Here is an 18,165-nt window from a genome sequence, read left to right as displayed (position 1 = left end):
GACGGTTCCACACGACCCTCGCCTCAAATACGTCGAAAAGGCATTCGCTACCGTCGGCCAGGACCCCACGCCCAAAACTTTGCCAGCGAAGTCCCGTCGCTGCGATAAGTCGAGGCGGCGAAGAAAGCCAAGCGGTGTACCCCGTGTCGATGACCGCTTCGATTTCCTGCTCGCGCCGGGGCCCCTTTGCCTTCAGGCGGATGCGGGCTTCGCGGCCCGTGACGACGCCAGTGATCATGACGGTCCCCGTTACACGCGGCCGCCAAAGCGATGGAGATAGCGGGAGCCGATTCGCACCAGCCAAACTTGCGCCTCGGGAGCGCGGGCGCGCAGTCTGTCGCATGCCTGAAGTTCATCTGGATCGATTTCGTACATGCCGCTCACGATGTCGATTGCTGCGACTTTACCCTCGTCCTCAGTCGTGATGTGGCGAACGACGTCGGTCTCGTAAATGGCGTCGCCTCGCCGGGCGAATTCGTCCTTGCTATAGCGGCGTTTGGTGCAGGCCATTAATTCGTCGATCCTGACACTAGACAACAAACCAGACAGATCCTCCCATTCTACTTTGGTCAGGTGCGTTATCCAACCGTTTTTGCGTTCCGCCTTTCGCCTGCAAGTCGGCGGCCACTGATTATTCCGTCAGGGTTCCTTTCGTGCTCGGCACGCCGGTCATCCGCGGGTCGTGCTCGACGGCCATCCGCAGCGAACGCGCGGTGGATTTGAAGACTGCCTCGCTGATGTGATGGCTGTTGCGGCCGTGGTGCAAGAGCACGTGCAGGTTCATGAGCGCGTTGGCCGCGGTGGCCTGCCAAAAATCCTCGACCAACTCGCTATCGAAATCGCCGATCTTGGCCGACGGGAAGCCGACCTGGAACGCCAACGCATAGCGCCCGCTCAGATCGACGGCCGACGTGACCAGCGCCTCTTCCATCGGCAGCGTGAAATGACCGTAGCGGCGGACGCCCGCCTTGTCGCCCAGCGCGCTGCGCAGCGATTGGCCGAAAGCGATGCCGACGTCCTCAACCGTGTGGTGCTGATCGACGTGCAGGTCCCCTGCGGCCTCGACCGTCAGATCGAAGGCCGCATGCTTGGCCAAGAGCGCGAGCATGTGGTCAAAGAAGCCGACGCCCGTGGCGATCCGGCTTTGCCCCGTGCCGTCGAGGCAAAGCTCGAGATGAATGTCGGTTTCGTTCGTCTTGCGATCAATCTGAGCGGTACGCGACATTCTTACACCATTCCTCCCAGCGCGGCCAAGCACGCGTCGATCTGCTCATCGGTTCCGACGGAAACCCTCAGTCCGTCTCCCCAACCCGGATAATCCATATATCGCACGAGGATTCGCTCAGCCTTGAGCCGTTCGTAGAGCGGCCGAACCGCGAGCGACGGATGGGGGTTCCAAACAAAGTTAGCCTGCGATTCGACGCTGGCGAACCCCAATCGCCGCATTCCGTCCGTGAGCCGGCGGCGGCTAGCGATCACCTTGGCCCGGTTTTCCGCCAGCCAGAGTTGGTCGTCGATGGCCGCAGTCGCCCCAGCGATCGAGAGCGCATCGCAATTGTATGAATCTTTGAGCTTGATCAACTGCTCGATTACTTGCGGCTGCGCGACGACAAAGCCGAACCGCAGCCCGGCCAGCGCATACGATTTGCTCAGAGAGCGCGAAATCAGAATCTTTTCGTTCTCCGCGACGAGTTTCCGACAATTCGTCGCAGCGAAATCGACGTAGGCCTCGTCCACCAGCAGCGGGCAGGGGAGCCGGTCGGCGAGGTCCCGAATCTGATCGGGCGAGAGCATGGTCCCAGAAGGGCTGTTGGGATTCGGCAGAAAGGCGAGCTTCAATCCGTCGCGGCGGGCGGAGAAATCGTCGCCGAGCGACCAATCCGCGCGGAATCGAATCTCCTCAGACCGCGCGCCCTGTAGTTGAGCGAGCGTCTTGTAGAGGATGTAGCTTGGATATGGCAGCCGCAGAAGTTCGCCTTGGCAGACAAATGCCCGAGTGGCGATCGTCAGAATATCGTCGCTGCCGTTGCCGCACAGGATCCAACTCGGCTCGACCCCGAGCACTTCCGCGGCCCGGCGGCGAAACGCCTCCGCCATCGGATCGGGATAGCGCTGCAATCCTTGCTCGAGCGCCCGCTCGATCGCGCGGACCACTGCTCCGGAACAAGGATACGGATTCTCGTTCGTATTGAGCTTGATGAACTTTCCGCCGCGCGGCTGTTCGCCGGGAACGTAACCTTGCATCGCGGCAATGTCAGGACGCACGTACGACATGTTCAAGCCGATTTACGAGGAAGACTTCAATCTCAGTTCGACGCTCGCGCGGTGCGCCGTTAGCCCTTCTTTTTCCGCGAGCAGCCGAATGTCGTCGGCCACGGCGGCGAGGCCGGCCTGAGTATAGGCGATCACACTGTTGCCGCGAACGAAATCCAGCGCCGATAGCCCGCTGGCAAAACGCGCCGTTCCGCCGGTCGGGAGCACGTGCGACGGCCCGGCCGCGTAGTCGCCAAGGGCTACAGGGCTGTAGTGTCCCAGAAACGCAGCCCCGGCGTGCGGTATCCTTTCGAGCAGTCGCTCGGGATCGGCCGTCGCTATGTGCAGATGCTCGGGCGCGATCTCGTCGGCGAGCGCCGCCGCCTCATCGGCCGATCGAACTCGAATCAGCGCGCCAAACTGCTCCAGGCTCTGCCGTGCTAGGTCGCCGCGCTCCAGTTGCGCCAATTGCCGCGAGAGTTCCTTTGAAGTCTCTTCAAGCAGCCGATCACTCCAACTTATGAGAATGCTCGCTCCCGGCGCGTGCTCGGCCTGGGCGATCAAATCGGCCGCCGTGAAATCGGCCCGAGCCGTGTCGTCGGCGATCACCACGACTTCGCTCGGCCCGGCGATCGAATCGATATCGACCTCGCCAAACACAAACTTCTTTGCCAGCGCGACGAACAGATTGCCCGGCCCGACGATTTTGTCCACCCGCGGCAGCCCCTCGATGCCATAGGCCAGCGCCGCCACGCCCTGCGCGCCGCCAAGTCGGTAGACCTCACTCACGCCGAGTTCGTGGCAAGTCGCCAGGAGATCGACGTTGAACGCCCCGAGCGGCGTCGGCGGTGCGATCACTGCCAGTTCCGCTACTCCGGCCGCTTGCGCCGGCACCACTGTCATGAGCACGGTCGAAGGATACGCCGCGGCGCCTCCCGGCACACAGATGCCGACCCGCCGAAGCGGCAAATAGCGCTGCCGGAGATAGCTTCCCGCCGGGCCTTCGATTATCACGTCGGCGGGCAACAGCGCCCGTTGGAACCCGTGAATATTTTCACGAATGCGGCGGATCGCAGACAGAAACTCCGGTGCAGCCTGGGCATGGGCGGCCGCCAAGTCCGCGGCCGGCACGCGAATTGTCTCCCGGGTCAACCGCGCCTTGTCGATCCGGGCCGAGTAGTCCAGGACGGCCGGCAGGCCTTTGTGGCGAACGTCGATGCAAATCCGCTCGACGACCTGCTGCGGGCTGAGAGGTTCACCGAACACCTCGATCGTCCGGCGGCGTCCTGCCGTGCTGACGATATTACCCCGCGGGCTGAGCCGCTCGCGCAGCGCCGTCAGCGCTCGGCGGACGTCGTCCTGCCGGGTGTCGATCCGCTCGATTTTCAATTCGGCTGAGATCATAAGGGCCCATACCATAGACAGGCGCCGCTCGGCACGGTTCAATGGAGTCGATAAGCCATTCATTGTGACGGCTGCCGCGGTGAACGAAAAGCCCGCCAAAGTTCACGAAAACACCATCCCGCCCGATCCATGCCCACGAAATCTCTCGATTTTCGCAGCGACACGCTCACCAAACCAACCCCCGAGATGCGTTCCGCGATGGCGGCCGCCGCGGTGGGCGACGACGTGTTCAACGAAGACCCCACCGTCTTGGAACTCCAGCGCTGCGTGGCCGAAAAGCTCGGCAAGGAGGCGGCGCTGTTCGTTCCCTCGGGCACGATGTCGAACCAGATCGGCGTGCGAGTGCATTGCTCGCCGGGGGATGAGTTCATCTGCGAGGCCGGTTGCCACATCTACAACTTCGAACAGGCGGCCTACGCACAGCTTAGCGGCTTGGCGGCGCGGACGGTCGAAGGAGAGTTCGGCTTGTTGCGGCTGGACCAATTGACCGACCTGATTAGACCCCAAAATGAGCATCAGGTCCGCACGCGGCTCATCTGTTTGGAAAACACGCACAACCGTGGGGCCGGCCGGATTCAGCCGTATGACACTGTCGTCGATATTTGCACCTGGGCCCATGCTCACGGCTTAGTGACCCATCTCGACGGCGCACGGCTATTCAATGCCGTCGTCGCGACCGGCATCCCGGCGGCAGACTGGGCGCAGCATTTTGATACCGTTAGCGTTTGCTTCAGCAAGGGACTCGGCGCGCCGGTTGGTTCGGCGCTCGCCGGGCCTCGGGAGCTGATTGCCCAAGCCCGCCGGCATCGCAAGCTGTTTGGCGGCGGGATGCGCCAGGCGGGCGTGATCGCCGCCGGGGCACTCTATGCGCTTGGCCATCATATCGAGCGTTTGGCCAAAGATCACGAAAATGCCCGGCTCTTTGCTGACGCGGTTCGCGAGGTCGAAGGTCTCGAGCTTTACCCCGAGGAAATCGACACCAACATCGTGATCTTCCGAGTCGATCCGCGGCTGGGGACTGCCGCCGAGTTCGCGGCGCAGCTCAAATCCCAAGGGCTACACACGCTGCCGGTCGGTCCGCAACTGATCCGTGCCGTAACGCATCTGGATGTCAGCCGAGTGGACGTCGAGCGCGCCGGAATCGTCCTCCGCACCGTCGCCGAGGCCGGATTGGCGAAAGCGTGAGTTGCACATCTTGTCCGTCCTTCCCGCCGATATCGTCGCCGCTCGAAGCCGCATCGCCGGCGGAATCGCCGTCACTCCGTGCCCCGAGTCGATTCAGCTCTCGGAACTCTGCGGCGCGCGGATCTATTGCAAGCTGGAATACCTCCAGCGAACCGGCAGTTTCAAGGAGCGCGGCGCGCGCAACGCGCTCTTGCAACTGAACGAAATTCAGCGCAAGCGCGGTGTCGTCGCCGCTTCGGCCGGCAACCATGCGCTCGGATTGGCATACCACGGAAATCTGCTGGGCGTCGGCGTGACGGTCGTCATGCCGCGGTTCGCGCCGCTGATCAAAGTATCGACCTGTCGCCGTCTCGGCGCGCGGATTGTCCTGCACGGCGAAACGTATCCCGAGGCAATCCGATTCGCCCACGAGATAGCCAACCGCGACGGCTTCACGTACATCCACGGCTTCAACGACCCGGCCATTATCGCCGGCCAGGGAACGCTCGGTCTGGAACTCGTCGAGCAAGCTCCCAATGTCGAGGCGATTATCGTGCCGATCGGGGGCGCCGGATTGATCGCCGGCGTTGCGACGGCCGTTAAGAGCGTCAAGCCGGAGGTGCGGATCTTCGGCGTCGAGGCCGAGCAGGTGCCGACATTCACCGCGGCATTGGCAGCGGGACATCCGGTCGATATCCCGCTCAAGCCGACGCTTGCGGATGGGCTGGCGGTCGGGCGGGTCGGCGATTTGCCGTTTGCAATGACCCAGCCGCTGGTCGAACGAGTCGTCACGGTGAGCGAAGAACAGATTTCGCTAGCAATTCTACGGCTGGCCGAACTCGAAAAGAGCGTCGTCGAAGGAGCTGCGGCAGCCGCGCTGGCGGCTTGCATGAACGGCGCGCTCGCGGAACTGGCCGGCAGGCACGTCGCGATCGTGCTCACCGGCGGGAACATCGACCTCGGCGTGCTCGGCCGAGTGATCGAGCACGGGCTGGTTGCCGATGGCCGGCTATGCCGATTCACGGCCACCATCAGCGACCGCCCCGGCGGCCTGGCCAAATTGGCCGAGCGAATCGCCGCTGCCGGCGCAAGCATCCAGGAGATCACTCACGACCGGGCGTTCTGCGGCCCGGACGTGACGGCCGTCAATGTGCTCTGCACGGTCGAAACGGCCGACCGCAGTCACATCGACGAACTCTTCCGCCAACTCCGACAGGCGGGCATTGCAACCGTTCCCTCCCCGGAAGCAGCCAAGGTTACGTAATGAAAGTTCGCCGATCTTGCCATCGCATTCTTTTGGTCGTCGCGCTGGCGGCATGTCTAGAAGCGCACGCCGGGCCCGCGGCGGCAGTTGAGTTTGAGGTGACAGTCGATCCGCAAGTCGCATCGCAGCCAGTCAGCGGCCGGCTCTATGTATTTCTCTCGAGTCGCGGCGGCGAACCGCGGTTTGGACCGGATTGGTTCAATCCGGAACCGTTTTTCCGGCTCGATGTGAGAAACTTTCGACCCGGCACGAGCCAGATCATTGGAGATTCCGCGGCCGGATTTCCCGACATGCTGTCGCGGCTGCCGGCGGGCAAGTATCGAGCGCAGTCCGTGTTGGCAAACGACTTTTATTCCCCCGAGCCGGGCAAAGGCGTCGGCAATTTCTATAGTCGCGTCGTCGAGATTCAAATCGCCGGTGGGCGGACCGGCAGAGTCCCGTTGATGCTGGATCGCGCGGTGGAAGCCGAGAAATTTCCCGACATCCAGTGGGTCAAAGAGATCGTGATCAAGAGCGAATTGCTAGGTACGTTCCATCATCGCGAGGTGCTCGATCGCGCGGCGGTCGTGCTGCCGGCAAGTTACTTCAATCAACCCGAGCGGCGCTACCCGGTGATCTACGTTGTCCCTTCCTTCGGCGGGAGTTATCGCGAGGCGCTCCAATTCGCGCGGCAGCCGCCGAGCGCCGCGGACGGCGAGCAAGAGTTTATCCGCGTGATGCTCGACGGGCAGTGCGAATGGGGGCACCACGTCTATGCCGACAGCGCGACGAACGGCCCGCGTGGCCAATCGCTCACCACCGAGTTGATTCCCGAAATCGACCGGCGTTTTCGCACGGTCCCGAAGGCTTCGGCCCGCTTCGTAGCGGGGCACAGTTCCGGCGGCTGGTCGAGCCTGTGGTTGCAGGTGAGCTATCCGGATACCTTCGGCGGAGTCTGGAGCACTTCGCCTGATCCGGTCGATTTTCGCGATTTTCAGCGGATCGATCTTTACGCCGATCCGCCTCAAAACATGGTTCGCGATCCGCAGGGCAATCGCCGGCCGATCGCTCGTCACGGTGATACACCCGTCCTCTGGTTCGATTCCTTTTGCAAAATGGACGACGTGCTCGGCCGCGGCGGACAATTGCGGTCGTTCGAGGCCGTGTTCAGCCCGCTCGATGCCGACGGCCTGCCGCGGCGGCTCTGGGACCGAGCAAGCGGGCAGATCGATCCGGAAGTGGCCAAGGCATGGCAGGCTTTCGACATTCGCCTCAAGCTCGAGCGGAATTGGCAGGTGCTGGCGCCAAAGCTCCGCGGCAAGCTGCATATCACGACGGGGAGCCTCGACACGTTCTATCTCGATGGGGCCGTGCTGCGGCTGGCCGAATCGCTCAAGCAACTCGGCAGCGATGCCCAAATCACGATTGTGCCCGGCGCCGACCACACGACCGTTCTCACCCCCGACTATTTCCGCCAAGCCCGGCGGGAGATGTCGGCCGCGTATCGCGTCGGGGAATCGCGCTGATTTCGGTCCCGCGCCCGGTTTTTGGCGAGGTTTCTCTTGCCCCAAGCCGCGGTATCTGCGATAGTTCGCCGCGTTTTTCTTGCGATTCGGCCGCAGTTAGCGTGCCGGCCGAACCCGTCCACGAAACCGCGCCGAACGGAGAACCCCGTGGCGATCCATGCGTCGAAAGAGTTTGCCGATTTTGGATTCTCAGAATCCGCGTGCGCGTCTCGGTCCCCGAATCCCGAGTCCCGAGCCCCGCGTCGCTGGACGCGTCTCATCGAGTGGGAGCTTCTGGTTCTCGCGCTCGTCACGGCCGCAACCTACGGCGCGCGACTGACAGCGCTGCCCATTCGCGGGGAAGAGACGCGCCGAGCGGAAGTCGCCACCGAGATTTTGCAAACGGGCGATTGGATCGTGCCGCGGCAGCAAGGCCAGCCATTTCTGAGCAGGCCGCCGCTAGGGAGCTATCCGATCGCACTGTTCGAGTTGCTGTTCGGCGAAGGCTCGCTATGGGCCGTGCGGCTGCCGAGTGTCTTGGCCACCTGGTTGACGACCTTGCTCATTTACGGCTATGGGCGGCAGTTTCTTTCGCGATTCGGGGCGTTGTCCGCCGGGTTTGTCTTCGCCACGATGGGAATGGTATTGCAAATGGGCCGCCTCGCAGAAACAGACGCGATCTTCACGCTGCTGGTGAGCGGATCGCTGTTGCTTTGGCATTGGGGATACTCGTGTCATTGGCGCCAGCCGTGGCCGTGGCTCGCCGGCTATCTATTCGCCGCGCTGGGTGCGCTTGCGAAGGGACCGCAAGCGCCGATCTATTTCTTGGGAGCGGCTGTCGTTTATCTGGCCTGGCGGCGCGATTGGCGGCAACTTTTCAGTTGGTCGCATTTGGCCGGTATCGGACTGTTCGCCGCGGTCGTCGGCGCGTGGCAAATACCGTTCTACCTCGCAACCGATTGGCGATCGGTGCGCGAGATTTGGATGTCGGACGTCGGTCTGCGGTTCGAAGACGCGGGTTGGACGCGGGCCGCGATGCACTTGCTGATTTACCCCATCGGGGTGCTGATTAGCATGCTTCCCTGGTCGCCGCTGTTGCCGGCGTATCTGTTCGCCTGCTTCCGCAAACGGATTGGGGAAGCGCGTCCCTGGGTGATGTTTCTCGCGATCGGCCTGGCCGTGGCATTCCCGAGTTGTTGGCTTGTGCCGGGGGCGAAGGAACGCTATTTCATGCCACTGTTCCCTTGCCTTGCGCTGCTCATCGGCCTGGTGATTCAGCGGGCCTTGGCCGCCGATGCGCCTCGTGCGATGCGACTGGGCTGGACGCTCTACTTGGCTGGCGTGTCGGGGGCGATCCTATTCAGCGGCCTGGCGGTCGCAGGGGCGAGTTGGATTGACGGTTTTCAGATGAGCGAATTGTCGCAACCAATCTGGTTCGCGGCGATTTACCTGGGCCTTGCGCTGGCGACGTTTGCCGCGCTGCTGTGGCGTGGCTCGCTCGGATCGCGCGGCCGGGGGTATCTTTTCGTCGTCGCGCTGGCCGCGTTTGTAGCGATGTCGCACGTCGGCGTCGTGATCGGAAGCATGGCCAAGGCCAGCGCGGATGCGGCTCCCGCGATGGCGGAGCTGAAACGAAAGCTGCCCCCGCACATCCGGCTGGTGAGCTTCGGCCTCATCGAGACATTATTCACCTATTACTACGGCGATCCAATCGAGCCGCGGCACTGGCCTCCGACTGAGGAAGACCTCAAAGGCGGAGCGGATTACTTCTGCTTCACCTGGGACCGCGATTACATGCCGCCGTTTCCTTTCGCCTGGCACGAGATCGGCGAGATCCCCTGCGACCGCTTGCGTCACGACCATCCGACCAAACGCGTGATCGTCGGCCAGCGACTTTACAACATCGCGGCGGGTGATTTGAAGCGCGACGAGCTTCGCCGCTAGAACCATCCATCTTAAATTCCAATGCGAACTTGGAGCGGAGCAACCTGGCTGCGGATCGCGTTCGGCGCCTGGATCGCGCTGGCGGTGGCGGCAAGCGTCAAGACGATTATCGAGCCGCAACTTCATACGGTCTACACGGCCTTCTCGCACGGATCGCGCGATTGGTGGGACGGCAATTCGCTGTACGTCGATCGGGCCTACTATTACAGCCCGACCTTCGCCATCGCGATGACGCCGTTCGCCATTTTTCCCGATTGGCTCGGTGGCGTTTTCTGGAACCTAGCGAGCGTCGGACTATTAGCGTGGAGCCTGCGAGTTTTCTTCCGCGACGTGTTGGCCGTTCCTCTCCCTCCTCCTTTGGGAGAGGGCCGGGGTGAGGGCGTCGGATCTACAGGCGCTTCCCCTCACCCTAACACTCTCCCAAAGGGAGAGGGGACGGCGAGTGCGCTATGGAAGCCGACACTAGGACTTCTGCCGGCGCGCTCGGAAGGCCTATTCCATCTGCTCGTTCTACTTGGCACCGCTCGCAGCGTTTGGTCGGGTCAGAGCAATGCCATTCTGGTGGCGCTCGTGTTGTTTGCCGGGGCGGCGATTGTGCGCGGGCGCTGGTGGCGCGGTTCGTTCTTGCTTGCCGCGCCGGTGTACATCAAGATTTGGCCGCTGGTGGCCGTCGGCTTGTTCTGCGTTCAATGGCCGAAACGATTGACCGCGCGCGTCGCCATTTGCGCCGCCGCTTTGGGTCTCGTTCCGTTCTTGACGAAGCCCGCCGTCGCGGTGCTCGGCGCGTATGCCGACTGGTATCACTGTCTGGTAAACCGGCAGGCCACTCAGTTCCGCTTTCCCGGCTATCGCGATGCCTGGACGATCTGGGAGCAATTCGAGTCGCCGGTCGATAAACGAGCGTATCTGATTTTGCAGATCGCGGCCGGCGCGGCGACGCTCGGCTGGTGCCTCTGGCAGCGGCGGCGCACGAGTTCCGCGAAGCGCCTGGCGATATTCACGATCGCGGCCTGGAGCGCGTGGCAACTTCTTTTCGGCCCCGGCACGGAGAGGCTGACCTACAACTTGATCGCCCCGGCGCTCGCCTGGGGAGTTCTGACGGCATTCGACTCGCGCCGCGGCCGAATTTGGATTGCCGCGACGTATGTCACGACCTACATTCTCGGCCTAGGCGGAATGGAGCGCCTTTTGTCCGGCGTCGTCCCAGCCGCGGTCGCGCTCGAGCCGATCGGCGTGCTGATGTTCACAGGATGGCTGGCTTGGCACGCCGCGCGCTCGGCTGAATCGATGGAATTCGCCGAGACAAGCACCCATCGAGACAATGCCGGCGTCGCCGCCGCAACACGGTCCAGCGCCGCCTGACGTCAATCCATCCCGCGCGAGGCGGCGATCAGGTTGATGAACTCTTTGTTCGTTTTGAACTTGCCCAATTGCTTGGTGAGCTGCTCCATTGCATCGACGTGATGCATCGTCGAGAGCGTGCGGCGGAGCATGGTCACAGCGTGCAGCGTATCGGGATCGAGCAATTTCTCCTCGCGGCGGGTGCCGGATTGCGAAATGTCGATCGACGGCCAGACGCGGCGATCGGCCAGCTTGCGGTCGAGCACCAATTCCATGTTGCCGGTTCCCTTGAACTCTTGGAAGATCAGCTCGTCCATTCGGCTGCCGGTGTCGATCAGCGCCGTGGCGACGATCGTCAACGAGCCCCCTTCTTCAAACAGGCGGGCGGTAGCGAACAGCTTCTTCGGAATGTCGAGCGCCTTGACGTCCACGCCGCCGCTCATCGTGCGGCCGGTGTTGCCGACCCACTTGTTGAAGGCCCGGGCCATACGGGTGATCGAGTCCATCAGCAGGAACACGTCCTTGCCCATCTCGGCCAGGCGCTTGCAGCGCTCCACGACGAGCTGCGAGAGCCGAACGTGGCTTTCCACGTCGCGATCGAGGCTGCTGGCGATCACATCGCCGCGAACGCATCGCTTCATATCGGTGACTTCCTCGGGCCGCTCGTCCACCAGGAGCATGATGAGCTTGACCCTGGGAAAATTCTCCGCGATCGCGTGGCTCACCTGTTGCAACAATATCGTTTTTCCGGTGCGCGGCGGAGCGACGATCAAGGCCCGCTGGCCTTTGCCCAGCGGTGTGAGCAGATCCATCACGCGCGTCGTAAGCGGCTGCTGGCCGGTCTCCAGCTTGAGCCAACTCTCCGGGTTGATCGGAGTTAGTGAGTCGAAAGTCTTGACGTTCGGGTAGTCTTCGGGCTTCAGACCGTCGACGTCCAGAATCTCCTTGAGCCGCGGGCCTTGCTGCCGCCGTCCCTGCTGCACCATGCCGTTGATGAGCACCCCTTCTCGGAGGCGAAACTTGTCGATCATCGTGCCCGGCACAAATGGATCGGTCCGTTCCCGGGAAAGATTATTGTCCGGATTGCGAAGGAAGCCGTAGCCGTTCGGGTGGAGTTCCAAAACGCCACTCCCAGGTTCGACCGGCAGCGGCTCGCCGTTTTCAGCGGTGGGCTCGACGTCAGAATAGGGCATTCCTTGCGGCTCGCCATTGCTGAACCGTCGGCCGCGATGCCGCATCCGCGGGTTGTCGTGCATTCGACCGCCGATGCTGCCCCCTGGACCCCCACCCCCGTGCGGCCCGGGCCCTCGGCCGCGTCCGCGGCCCTTCTTCCTCTTACCCATTGAACTCACCTGAAAACCCAATCCTGAAAATGGCGCATCAAGAGCGCGACAAGAATTAAGAACCCGCGTCAAGCGCCGGGAACAGAACCCGGTCTACGCGACAACACTGCCGAACTTGATCTGCCTTGGTTGGCATTGAAGACCGATGGAAATCCGGTCGAAAACAGCGAGATCGCCAAAGTGGCGAAAAAAATGAGATCATTAACCCGTCGTCGGACGAGCCTCAAACAAATCTCCGTCTCTCGGCAGCAGGCCGCACCACCACTTGACGGCAATCAAGTCCGTCACTTGACGGCAATCGACCGATTCTTAACGGCTATCGGCCCTGCTTGGCCTTCTCAGACGGAAAACATGTATACGCAAACCGGCAAAGATGCCTAGAGCGAGCGTTTCGCAGAACACTTCGTGCCCAGCGCCGGGGCAACCCGACCAACGGCTATGCGTTTGGCCAGGGCCAACAGCGTGGGATACCTGCACCCGGCTGCCCCGACATGATTGCGCTGCTAAAGCATCACTGCAAAAGCAACCATCGCCGACGCAACCTCGCCAACCCGTGGCTCGCCCCAAGGCGAAGACCGGTCGGCAGGGAGCAGGAATCAGATTAGAAGCGTTTAACTCCCCCCGCATTTAACCGCGAGGAGCGACCGCCGGATTCCGCGGCGGCCAACTGCACCTGACTGCTAGGCTTAACTGCTAGTCAGAACTCAAATCTGCGCCCAATCATAACCAGTTGTCGGCCCATGTCAAGCGGTTCGTCCAGCACTTCGGGGCAAAACCTCGAAAGATTTCCATTCGGTCTCTCAGCCTTGCCGGTCGTCCCATGTTTAATGAATTTTGCACCGCACCCGGTTTATACAACATTTTAGGTCTCTTCATTCGGCTGGGCAATTTCGGCCTATCCGGAATGCCAAAATCGCTTCCGGCGTCGTGCGTCCGATCTGTGCTCCCTCTTTTGCCAAAACTACCGTTCTGTGCAGGAAAAATCGTCAGATGCCAGACAATCGGCATTTTTGACACGATTGGAACGGCTTACCCGCCCGATAAGGAATGGTGAGCGTTTTTTCGGACGAACTCCCGACCTGCGGGAAATGGGGTGTCGACATGCGGGCAATCCGCTGGTTTCTGCCGACGATTCTCATCGCTTTGCCGATCGTGTCGGCGGCGGCTGACGAAGGACCGCATTGGGTAGCGAACCTGGAAACGGCAAAACAATTGGCCGCCCAAAGCAACCGGCTGGTTTTGGTTCATTTTTGGGCGCCCTGGTGCGGGCCATGCCGGAAATTGGAAACCACGGTCTTCAACCAACCTGGCGTCGTCCAAGCGATGGATGCTCGTTTTGTTCCAGTGAAAATCAATGCCGATGATTTTCCAGCGACGTCGCGAAACCTCTACGGAATCGAGCGGCTGCCAACTGACGTGATCATGACGCCAAGCGGTCGGGTGCTGTACACGCTGGGCTGTCCGCAAGACCCCGCCCAATATGTCGCGCAACTGAATCAAGCGGCGGCCGCGGCAAATACGATCGCGGCCGGCGCTCCGAATTCGGGCCAGTTCGCCGCGGCGCAGGCGCCAGCGCTGCCCGTCAGCGCCGGCGGCAATCCGTATCGCGCAACGGCTAGCGGCTTGGCGCCAAATGGATCGAGCCCGACCGCGAAGCCAGCGGTCGACGCGGCCGGTTTATCGGTCTATTCGCAAAACAACTATGCTGCCTTCGTCCACAACGATGGTCCGGGCAACCGACAACCGAACGGTGTCGCGGCGTCGGCGGCCAATGTGCAGTCAAATCCAACGGCGACCGCGCCGCGCGGGCCGGCTACTGGCCCTCAGGTCGTGACCGCGCAACAAACGACTCCAGCCAACATGCCTCCCTTGGGCTTGGACGGCTTTTGTCCCGTGACCCTCGTCGAACGCTCGCGGACGGCGCCACAAGACCCGCGCTGCTGGATGCGCGGCGATCCGAAATGGGGCGCCGTGCATCGGGGTATCACCTATCTATTTCTCGGCCCCGGGGAACAAAAGCGGTTTCTGCAAGAACCGGATCGCTTTGCGCCGGCGCTCTCGGGGAACGACGCCGTGTTGGCATTCAGCAAAGGGCAGTTGATTGCTGGGCACCGCGAGTTCGGAATCTTCTTCGAGAGCAGAATCTACCTGTTCGCCAACATGGAGACGCTGGAAAAGTTTCAGCAAAACCCGCGACATTTTGCCGACGAAGTCCGGCAGGCCGAGAACCCACAGCACTCGGCCGTTCGCTAACCATAATCTCAATTCTTCGAATCTGAGATCTGAGCTATCACATCGAGTCCGGGCTCTCCCAGTTTTTGGCCCGTTCGACGGCTCGCTGCCATTGGCGATAGCGCCGCTCTCGTTCGACGGCCGACATGGCAGGCACGAACTCGCGGTCAAGCTGCCAGTTGTTAGAGACGTCTTGTAGATTCTCCCAGTAGCCGACGGCGAGACCTGCTAGATACGCCGCGCCCAAAGCGGTCGTTTCGGCCACGACCGGCCTTAACACGGGAACGTCGAGCAGGTCGGCTTGAAACTGCATCAGGGCATTATTGACGCTCGCCCCGCCATCCACCTTCAGCCGCGACAGCTTGACCCCCGAGTCCTGGCGCATGGCGTCAATCAGATCGCGGCTTTGAAACGCCATCGACTCAACGGCCGCCCGTGCCAGATGCGCGGCCGTCGTGCCGCGATTCAAGCCGAGAATTGCGCCGCGGGCATAAGGGTCCCAATAGGGCGCTCCCAAGCCGACGAGCGCTGGAACGAACACCACGCCTCCAGCATCCGGCACGGAAGCGGCAAGCGGTCCAATCTCTTCTGATTTGCGGATGATTCCCATGCCGTCGCGGAGCCATTGCACGGCCGCGCCAGCGATGAAGACCGACCCTTCGAGGCAATACGTTACCTGGCCATTAAGCTGCCATCCGATCGTGGTCAGCAGGCCGCTGGTCGATGCGACCGGCCGCGAGCCGGTGTTGAGCAATAGGAAGCAGCCGGTGCCGTAAGTGTTCTTAGCGTCGCCGATATCAAAGCAGGCCTGGCCGAACGTGGCTGCCTGCTGGTCGCCGGCGCAACCCCCGATTGGCACTTCGGCGCCGAGCCATTCGCCGGCCGCAGAACCATAAACCTCGCTAGACGGGCGAACTTCCGGCAGCATCGCGCGCGGGATGTTGAGCAAGGACAGCAGCTCGTCGTCCCAATCCAGCGTGTGGATATTGAAGATCAGAGTGCGGCTGGCATTGCTCACGTCGGTGACGTGCCGCCGACCTTCGGTGAGGCACCAGATCAAAAACGTATCGACCGTTCCGAACAGGATCTCGCCCGCCTCGGCTCGGCGACGCAGGCTGGCGTCGGCGTCGAGCAAGTGCTTGATCTTCGTTCCCGAAAAATAAGCGTCGAGGACGAGGCCGGTCTTTTCGCGGAAAAGGGGCTCCAGCCCCTGAGCTTTCAGTCGATCGCACTCGGGCGCGGTGACGCGACTCTGCCAAACGACGGCGTTCGCCACTGGCCGACCACTGTCGCGCTCCCAAAGAATGGTCGTCTCGCGCTGGTTCGTCACGCCAATGGCCGCGATATCGGTCGCCACTGCGCCGGCCTGCTTGAGCGCTTCGCGGGCAACACTGAGCTGCGAAGACCAGATTGCTTCCGGATCGTGCTCGACGACTCCGGGCGCGGGAAGAATCTGCGGGAACTCCTGCTGGGCCCGAGCGACTTCCCGCCCATCGTGCCCAAACAGGATCGCGCGGCTGGAGCTTGTCCCTTGGTCGAGAGCCAGGATGTAACTGGACATGGATGCAGGCACACGCGTTGTGCCGACCGCCTTTCTTGTTACGGCACACGGCGTGCGCCTACTCCGTTAGCAGCCCAAGCTGCACCACCTTCTCGCGGCATTCGTCTCGTTCTCGGCAGCGGGTGAGGTCGCGCCACGTCGGATCCTGCACCGCCAGAAAATCCTCTTCAGTGGCGGACGGCCGTCCATTCGCCGCCAAACGCCGAGCGAGGCGAGCAATCAACTCCCGATCGAGCCGGCTCAAAAACATCGCTTCAAGGCGGTAATCGACGAACGCTTCCCAGACCAGCGGAAACAGCGGACGGAGAATCTCCTGGCCAATGGCCGTGGCGTAGCTGCGGATCTCGAACTGCGCGTGGCTATCCATCCGCAGTGCCAGGAAGTGCAACAGATTGTGCAAATCGATTTTCCAATAGGCTTCGGTATATGTGGAAAGCGGGAGGTCCTTGCGGGCTTGCTCGCGGGCGACGCCGGCCTCGATTCGCTCCTCGTACAACGCTCTCGCGCGACCCTGAAAATCGCGTTCCGCCGCCGACAGCCGCTCGCCGACTGCCGGGTCCAACGGCGCGCCGCTGCCTTGGCGGTTGGTAGCCGCCTGGCCGCGCCATTCGCCGGGAGGAGTCGCCTGGGCGGCGTCGATGGCCAGCGAATAGCGGGTGCTGTATTCGTTCACGTTGGCCGTTCGATGGCGAATCCACTGCCGCCAGCAATCCATCGGCACGCGCACCAACAGCTTCAACTCGGCCATCTCGAACGGCGTCGAATGCCGATGCCGCATCAAATAACGGATCAGCCCGCGATCATCCGACACCTTGCGCGTTCCCTCCCCATAGCTCACGCGCGCCGCTTGTACGACTGACTGATCGTCCCCCATCACGTCGACCAGACAGGCGAAACCGTCGTCGAGCACCGGAAACTTTTTCCATCGCAGGGCGTCGGCTTGGGGAGCGTTGGTCGGCATTGGCCCATTGTACCGACTCCCGCGGCGGTCGAATATCGCCCGCAGCGCTCGGAAATCGACCATTTCGCCCGGCAAATCGGTCGTCTGCGGGGACTGAGCCATGAGAATTGGCCTCCGGCATGGGGTGTGCAAGCACAGTGAAAGTCAACGGATTCGAACGGCGCCTGTGTCGGGCGCCGTTGGTGAGTTGTTCATATGAGGAATAGCGAGCTTGGTTGCAGGAAAACACCCGAGGGTTCCTCGAAGTGGAGGTGTGATCATGCGTCAAAGACTTCTAAAAATGAGCTTTGCCACGGTGGTAGTGCTCGGTTGCTCAGCCGCGATGGCTCAGCGGGTCGGCGTCGGGGGAAATGCTGCGGCTGAGGGCCGTGCCAATCTCGGCGGGACGGGAGCGGCCGCGGGAAGCAACATCGGCGGACGAGCCGGAGTCGGCGTTCAAGGGCCGCGAGGTGGAAACGTGCAGGTGCAGCCCGGGGGGCCGGCCGGCGGAACTGGCGTCAACGTCCAGGGCCCGCGCGGTGGAAATGTCACGGTTCAACCGCGCGCCGGAACGGATGTTCGGATTAACCGCGGCACGACGGACGGCCGCGACTTTGCCGACGGTAATCGCTGGCGATACCGCTGGGACGGCGGACGATGGTGGTACTGGTTGCCGGGCAATCGTTGGACCTACTACGATAACGGCAACTGGACCGACTACGCGCCGGCTTATGGCGGCGCCGATAGTAATTACCGCTGGTACAACGGATACTGGTGGTATTGGACTAACAACGGTTGGCTGATCTACCAAGACGGCCAGTGGCTCACTCCGAGCAGCGGATATTCGTATTCCGATTACGACAATTCGGATTACTACCGCCGCGGCTATCCCTACGGTTACTATGGCGGCTATCCGTATCGCAATTGGGCCTATCGCGGATACGACGACGGCCGTTCGGGCGTCACGGGCCGTGTAGAAGTCGGCGCCGGCCGTGCGGGCGAGGGTGTGGGCCGAGTCGGGGCGGCAGTCGGTGGCGCGGCCGACAGTGGACGACGACGGTGAGTTCCGACGCGGGCTCCTTGCCCATGAGCACATGCTGGAATTTCGTGCGAACGCGAAAGCCCGAGGGCGCAGTCCTTCGGGATTTCGTTTTGCGCGCTACTTTGTTTAACCCGGAGCCAACGGCGACGGCGTAGCGATTGTCCGGCACCGTCGCTGTTGGCTCCGGGTTAAA

15 protein-coding genes are annotated in these 18,165 nt (G+C 62.3%); 7 read left to right on the top strand and 8 right to left on the bottom strand.

Going from position 1 to position 18,165, the window contains the following annotated elements; translation table 11 throughout:
- From VGY55_04920 to hisD, 5 genes are all read right to left on the bottom strand, one after another.
- Positions 1-238: hypothetical protein (locus VGY55_04920; protein ID HEV2969312.1), on the bottom strand; the 238-nt coding region annotated here is incomplete at its 3' end.
- An 11-nt stretch (positions 239-249) separates the two neighbouring features.
- Positions 250-510 (bottom strand): hypothetical protein, encoded by a 261-nt coding sequence (locus tag VGY55_04915; GenBank protein HEV2969311.1) that lies wholly within the window; start codon positions 508-510, stop codon positions 250-252.
- A gap of 121 nt (positions 511-631) precedes the next feature.
- Positions 632-1,225 carry an imidazoleglycerol-phosphate dehydratase HisB gene (hisB, locus tag VGY55_04910; protein ID HEV2969310.1) on the bottom strand — a complete coding sequence of 198 codons (594 nt, stop codon included), beginning with the start codon at positions 1,223-1,225 and terminating at the stop codon, positions 632-634.
- A gap of 2 nt (positions 1,226-1,227) precedes the next feature.
- Complete coding sequence (gene hisC / locus VGY55_04905; protein HEV2969309.1) at positions 1,228-2,274, bottom strand: histidinol-phosphate transaminase; 1,047 nt, start codon at positions 2,272-2,274, stop codon at positions 1,228-1,230.
- A gap of 12 nt (positions 2,275-2,286) precedes the next feature.
- A complete protein-coding gene (gene hisD, locus VGY55_04900) occupies positions 2,287-3,657 on the bottom strand; it encodes a histidinol dehydrogenase (protein HEV2969308.1) in 1,371 nt (456 codons plus the stop codon).
- Between the two features lie 129 nt (positions 3,658-3,786).
- Between hisD and VGY55_04895 the strand changes: the two genes are divergently transcribed.
- The 5 genes from VGY55_04895 to VGY55_04875 all read left to right on the top strand — a co-directional run bounded on the left by VGY55_04895 (position 3,787) and on the right by VGY55_04875 (position 10,875).
- Positions 3,787-4,842, top strand: a complete 1,056-nt coding sequence (locus VGY55_04895) for a GntG family PLP-dependent aldolase (GenBank protein HEV2969307.1) — start codon at positions 3,787-3,789, stop codon at positions 4,840-4,842.
- Positions 4,843-4,852: 10 nt separating this feature from the next.
- Complete coding sequence (gene ilvA, locus VGY55_04890) at positions 4,853-6,085, top strand: threonine ammonia-lyase (GenBank protein ID HEV2969306.1); 1,233 nt, start codon at positions 4,853-4,855, stop codon at positions 6,083-6,085.
- The gene (locus VGY55_04885; GenBank protein HEV2969305.1) at positions 6,085-7,590 is read left to right on the top strand and encodes an alpha/beta hydrolase-fold protein; all 1,506 of its coding nucleotides are present in this window, start codon (positions 6,085-6,087) and stop codon (positions 7,588-7,590) included. The genes ilvA and VGY55_04885 overlap by 1 nt, the downstream gene beginning before the upstream one ends.
- A gap of 147 nt (positions 7,591-7,737) precedes the next feature.
- A complete protein-coding gene (locus VGY55_04880; GenBank protein ID HEV2969304.1) occupies positions 7,738-9,513 on the top strand; it encodes a glycosyltransferase family 39 protein in 1,776 nt (591 codons plus the stop codon).
- Positions 9,514-9,534: 21 nt separating this feature from the next.
- Positions 9,535-10,875 carry a glycosyltransferase family 87 protein gene (locus VGY55_04875; GenBank protein HEV2969303.1) on the top strand — a complete coding sequence of 447 codons (1,341 nt, stop codon included), beginning with the start codon at positions 9,535-9,537 and terminating at the stop codon, positions 10,873-10,875.
- A 2-nt stretch (positions 10,876-10,877) separates the two neighbouring features.
- Here VGY55_04875 and rho read toward each other — a convergent pair whose 3' ends face one another.
- The gene (gene rho / locus VGY55_04870; GenBank protein HEV2969302.1) at positions 10,878-12,197 is read right to left on the bottom strand and encodes a transcription termination factor Rho; all 1,320 of its coding nucleotides are present in this window, start codon (positions 12,195-12,197) and stop codon (positions 10,878-10,880) included.
- A gap of 1,047 nt (positions 12,198-13,244) precedes the next feature.
- Between rho and VGY55_04865 the strand changes: the two genes are divergently transcribed.
- The gene (locus VGY55_04865) at positions 13,245-14,450 is read left to right on the top strand and encodes a thioredoxin family protein (protein ID HEV2969301.1); all 1,206 of its coding nucleotides are present in this window, start codon (positions 13,245-13,247) and stop codon (positions 14,448-14,450) included.
- A 37-nt stretch (positions 14,451-14,487) separates the two neighbouring features.
- Here VGY55_04865 and glpK read toward each other — a convergent pair whose 3' ends face one another.
- Positions 14,488-15,990: a glycerol kinase GlpK gene (gene glpK / locus VGY55_04860; protein ID HEV2969300.1), complete on the bottom strand. Its 1,503-nt coding sequence runs from the start codon at positions 15,988-15,990 to the stop codon at positions 14,488-14,490.
- A 58-nt stretch (positions 15,991-16,048) separates the two neighbouring features.
- Positions 16,049-17,053 (bottom strand): FAD-dependent thymidylate synthase, encoded by a 1,005-nt coding sequence (gene thyX, locus VGY55_04855; GenBank protein HEV2969299.1) that lies wholly within the window; start codon positions 17,051-17,053, stop codon positions 16,049-16,051.
- Between the two features lie 157 nt (positions 17,054-17,210).
- Here thyX and VGY55_04850 point away from each other — a divergent pair, with 157 nt between their 5' ends.
- Complete coding sequence (locus VGY55_04850) at positions 17,211-17,993, top strand: hypothetical protein (GenBank protein ID HEV2969298.1); 783 nt, start codon at positions 17,211-17,213, stop codon at positions 17,991-17,993.
- The last annotated feature ends 172 nt before the right edge of the window (positions 17,994-18,165 follow it).

It is taken from the genome of Pirellulales bacterium (assembly GCA_035939775.1).
Classification (GTDB): Bacteria; Planctomycetota; Planctomycetia; order Pirellulales; family DATAWG01; genus DASZFO01.
This window is presented reverse-complemented; position numbering and strand designations above follow the sequence as displayed.